The following is a 5,056-nucleotide window of genomic DNA, read 5'->3' on the forward strand; positions in this document are numbered from 1 at the left end:
CAGCTGCTTACGAAAGAGGAAAAAGCCGCATGAATACCGCAACTTTCTTTGCTGACTCAACCCCAGCACAAGCTGCCCCACAACAACCAACCCAAGCTCAATCGCTGCGCGGCTGCGTAGAGCAAGCTGTAGAAAACTACTTCAAACACCTCGATGGCCAAGACGTTAGCAACGTGTATGAAATGGTTCTCGCTGAAGTAGAGGCTCCAATGCTTGAGATCGTATTGAAGTACACCCGTCACAACCAAACTCGCGCTGCGCAAGTATTGGGCTTGAACCGCGGTACTCTACGTAAAAAATTGAAGCAATACGGCCTGCTGTAATTTTTACCGCGCCGCATGGCACACAAAAAAGGGGGTGGCAATTCGTTTCCACCCCTTTTGCTTTTTAGCGATTCTTAGATTTTTGCATGTCCGTTTACCGCTTTAACTTTCACATCTACAACTTTTACATCTACAACTTTTGCATCTACAGGAAATGTGTATGTCTACTTCTGATCTTGTTGCCGTAAAACGCGCCCTTATCAGTGTCTCGGATAAAACTGGCATTGTTGAATTTGCCCAAGCCCTGCACGCCCAAGGCGTAGAGATTTTATCAACCGGTGGTACTTTCAAATTACTGACCGACAACAAGATCCCGGCAATTGAAGTTTCTGATTACACCGGTTTCCCGGAAATGATGGATGGCCGCGTAAAAACCCTGCACCCGAAAGTACACGGTGGCATTTTAGGTCGTCGCGGTATTGATGAAGGCGTGATGACACAACACGGTATTAATGCAATCGATATGGTCGTAGTCAATCTTTACCCGTTTGAAAGAACCGTTGCCAATAAAGATTGCTCATTAGAAGACGCAGTAGAAAATATTGATATCGGCGGCCCGACCATGGTGCGCGCTGCAGCGAAAAACCACGCCCATGTAAACATCGTGGTTAACGCGTCTGACTACGCGACTATTCTCGCTGAAATGCAAACCAACAACGGCTGCACTTCGTTAAAAACCCGTTTCGATTTGGCAATTAAAGCCTACGAGCACACCGCTGCATACGACGGTGCCATCGCCAATTATTTTGGCCGCATGGTGGAAGGCGGTAGCGCTGATTTCCCGCGCACATTCAATACCCAATTTATCAAAGCACAAGAAATGCGCTACGGTGAAAACCCGCATCAAAAAGCCGCTTTCTATGTTGAAAAAAACCCTCAGGAAGTGGGCATTGCTTCTGCAAAACAATTGCAAGGTAAAGAGCTGTCTTACAACAACGTTGCGGATACCGACGCCGCATTGGAAACCGTAAAATCCTTTAGCGAACCTGCATGCGTTATCGTTAAACACGCAAACCCCTGCGGTGTTGCTGTCGCAGAATCAATTAAACACGCCTACGACTTGGCTTACTCTACCGATAGCGAATCCGCATTCGGCGGCATCATCGCGTTCAACCGCGAATTGGATGCAGAAACTGCCAAAGCGATTGTTGAGCGCCAATTTGTAGAAGTGATTATTGCGCCGAGCGTTTCAGCAGAAGCCATCGAAATCGTAAAAGCAAAACAAAACGTACGCCTGCTTGCAACTGGCGAATGGAGTACAGTTCGCGTCAAAGGTCTGGATTACAAACGCGTCAACGGTGGTTTGTTGGTGCAAGATCGCGATGACGGCATTATCACCGAAAGCGATTTGAAAATCGTCACCAAGCGCGCGCCAACTGCAGCAGAAATTCAAGACTTGTTGTTCGCATGGAAAGTCGCCAAGTTCGTAAAATCGAATGCTATTATTTACGCAAAAAACAAACACACCATCGGTGTAGGTGCAGGCCAAATGAGCCGCGTAAATTCTGCGCGTATCGCTGCAATTAAAGCAGAGCACGCCGGTTTGCAAGTTGCCGGTTCGGTCATGGCTTCCGACGCATTCTTCCCTTTCCGCGATGGTATCGACAACGCCGCGAAAGTGGGCATTGCTGCGGTAATCCAACCCGGCGGTTCAATGCGTGACGCTGAAGTTATCGCCGCGGCAGATGAACACGGCATGGCGATGGTGTTTACGGGTATGCGCCATTTTAGACATTAATTTTCGCCAACTCCCGCTTCGCGGGAGTTTTTGCTTTGCGATTTTAATTTTGTGGATTGATGTATGAATGTATTAATTATTGGCAGCGGCGGCCGCGAACATGCACTCGCATGGAAAGTGGCGCAGAACACTCAGGTTGAAACAGTATTTGTAGCGCCGGGCAATGCCGGTACCGCGCTGGAACCCAAATTAGAAAACATCGCAATTGATGTTTTAAATTTTGAAGCGCTGGCAAATTTTGCTGAAAATAATAACGTCGGCTTAACCATCGTCGGGCCTGAAGTTCCACTGGTTGCCGGTGTGGTGGATTATTTTCAAACGCGCAAATTATTGTGCTTTGGCCCGAGCAAAGGCGCAGCGCAATTGGAAGGCTCCAAAGCCTTTACCAAAGATTTTCTCGCGCGCCACAAAATCCCGACCGCTGATTACCAAAACTTTATCGAGGTTGAACCTGCTCTCGCTTATTTGCGTGAAAAAGGTGCACCGATTGTTATTAAAGCCGACGGACTTGCAGCAGGCAAAGGCGTAATCGTTGCTGAAACCTTGCAACAAGCTGAAGACGCTGTACGCGATATGCTGTCCGGCAATGCATTTGGTGATGCCGGTTGTCGCGTGGTAATTGAAGAATTTTTAGCGGGCGAAGAAGCCAGCTTTATTGTGATGGTTGACGGTAAAAATGTATTGCCGATGGCAACCAGCCAGGACCACAAACGCGTTGGCGATGGCGATACCGGACCCAACACTGGCGGCATGGGCGCATACTCTCCTGCCCCCGTTGTAACACAAGCTGTGCATGACCGCGTAATGAAAGACATTATTTACCCTACCGTAAATGGTATGGCGGCGGAAGGTAATACTTACGTCGGATTTTTATATGCTGGCCTGATGATTGACGCCGCCGGCAATGCAAAAGTAATTGAATACAATTGTCGTTTTGGTGATCCGGAAACCCAACCGATTATGCTGCGTTTGCAATCCGATTTAGTTGCGCTTTGTTTAGCTGCACTGAAAGGTGATTTGGATAAAACCACTGCCGATTGGGATTCGCGCGCATCAGTTGGCGTTGTACTCGCGGCCGGTGGGTACCCGGATGCTTACGATAAAGGTGATGTGATTTCTGGTTTACCTACCTCCGAAATTGCAGGCGAGAAAATTTTCCACGCCGGCACCAGCACTAAAGATAACAACACTGTAACCAATGGCGGCCGCGTACTCTGCGCAACGGCATTGGGCAATACCGTGTTGGAAGCACAGCAACGCGCGTACAAACTTGCCGAACAAATTAGCTGGAAAGGCATGTTCTACCGCAAGGATATTGCCTACCGCGCGATTGCTCGCGAGCAGAACAAATAGGTATTTATATACAGCAGATAAAAGGAACCTTAAGGTTCCTTTTTTATGTCACAAAGTTAAGGACTAGCTAACTACTATGATTGCCACCTTGATTAGTCATCCCAGCTGCCACCAACACCATATGCCTGCTGGCCACCCTGAATGCCCTGAGCGGATCGATGCGATAACCAATCAACTCATGGCCAATGGTATTGATGGTTTGCTATATCAGCGTGAAGCTCCCGCCGCAACTGATGAACAATTATTGCGGGTGCACACACTTGAACACTTGCACACGATTACCCGCGCCATTCCCAGCGAAGGAATTTATTTTTTTGCGGATGATGTGTATTTATCGCCACACACATTACGCGCTGCACGCCATGCTGCTGGCGCAGCGGTTTTGGGGGTCGATATGGTGATGCAAGGAGAAACCGATGCGGTATTTTGCAATGTGCGCCCACCTGGCCACCACGCGGAACGCGCACGCGCAATGGGCTTTTGCATTTTTAATAATGTTGCGGTTGCCGCTGCACATGCACTGGCAACCTATGGATTGGAGCGTGTAGCTATAATCGATTTTGATGTACACCATGGCAATGGTACGCAAGATATTTTTTTAAATGACCCGCGCGTTTTATTTTGCTCCAGTTTTCAACATCCGTTTTACCCCAACACCAATATTGACGATGTACCCGCGCATATCATTAATACGCCTCTGCCCCCCACCTGCCGCAGTGAAGGATTTCGCGCGGCAATCAGCGAGCATTGGTTTCCAACACTGGAACAATTCAGGCCGCAATTGATTTTAATATCAGCAGGTTTTGATGCCTATATTGATGACGACATGTCGTCGATCAGTTTGGTGGAGCAGGATTATTTCTGGATCACCCAAAAATTACGTGCGCTAATGGATAACAGTAAACAGCTAACACCGGAACAGCAGTGCAAGGGAATCGTATCTACGCTGGAAGGCGGCTATGATTTATTGGGATTGGGCCGCTGCGCTGTTGCGCATATCAAGGCGCTGGCAAAGCTCTAGCAACAAACACTATCAGAGACACCAACTAACTACTGCATTATTGCACTGTTATTCAGTCCAATAACGCGCGGGTTATTGAGCAATATTTCTTTCCCCGCCTGAAACAATTTCATCCGATCAAACAAGGCTTGCAAACTACCGTCAGCGCGAGCCTGCGCGAGCCCTAACTCCAATCGCTGAGCCAAGGCTTCATCTGTCTTTCGCACAAACAAACCATAACTCACGGGGTTAGAATATTTCAATACAACATCAGGCACTACCGCAATATTCGCAGAAGGAAACATAAGCAAATCCATACCCACCTCGTGCAACCCCCGGGTAATATAGTCAAAACGTTTAGCGCTAAGCATTTTTACCAGCAAACCATAATCTACTGCGGTAACCACCTTAAAACCATTAAACTGCATAACTTTAGTATCAGTCCAGTTGCTGCCATTACCCAGCCTAAATTGACGTAAATCATCCAATGAAGCAACCGATTGAAAATGAAATACATCATTCTTACGCACAAGTAATGCGCGGTAATTATTCAAATCACGCAACAAATCAACCGGCACGTGACGCATAGATTTTGTGCGTTCTGGTGGTACCGAGTCCCAAATAACATCAACCCCCGCAGCA

At 47.8% G+C, this 5,056-nt stretch carries 5 protein-coding genes; 4 read left to right on the top strand and 1 reads right to left on the bottom strand.

What is annotated here, in order from left to right:
• Positions 1 to 29: 29 nt before the first annotated feature.
• The 4 genes from fis to ACWA6V_RS17125 all read left to right on the top strand — a co-directional run bounded on the left by fis (position 30) and on the right by ACWA6V_RS17125 (position 4,435).
• On the top strand, positions 30 to 323 hold the full coding sequence (gene fis, locus ACWA6V_RS17110) for a DNA-binding transcriptional regulator Fis (protein WP_449523634.1): 294 nt from the start codon (positions 30 to 32) through the stop codon (positions 321 to 323).
• A gap of 160 nt (positions 324 to 483) precedes the next feature.
• Positions 484 to 2,061, top strand: a complete 1,578-nt coding sequence (gene purH, locus ACWA6V_RS17115) for a bifunctional phosphoribosylaminoimidazolecarboxamide formyltransferase/IMP cyclohydrolase (protein WP_449523630.1) — start codon at positions 484 to 486, stop codon at positions 2,059 to 2,061.
• A gap of 63 nt (positions 2,062 to 2,124) precedes the next feature.
• Positions 2,125 to 3,414: a phosphoribosylamine--glycine ligase gene (purD, locus tag ACWA6V_RS17120; RefSeq protein ID WP_449523631.1), complete on the top strand. Its 1,290-nt coding sequence runs from the start codon at positions 2,125 to 2,127 to the stop codon at positions 3,412 to 3,414.
• A 76-nt stretch (positions 3,415 to 3,490) separates the two neighbouring features.
• The gene (locus ACWA6V_RS17125; protein WP_449523632.1) at positions 3,491 to 4,435 is read left to right on the top strand and encodes a histone deacetylase family protein; all 945 of its coding nucleotides are present in this window, start codon (positions 3,491 to 3,493) and stop codon (positions 4,433 to 4,435) included.
• 29 nt (positions 4,436 to 4,464) lie between these two features.
• Here ACWA6V_RS17125 and ACWA6V_RS17130 read toward each other — a convergent pair.
• Positions 4,465 to 5,056 (bottom strand): substrate-binding periplasmic protein (locus ACWA6V_RS17130; RefSeq protein WP_449523633.1); only part of this gene is annotated, 592 nt, incomplete at its 5' end.

Source organism: Cellvibrio sp. (assembly GCF_053579595.1).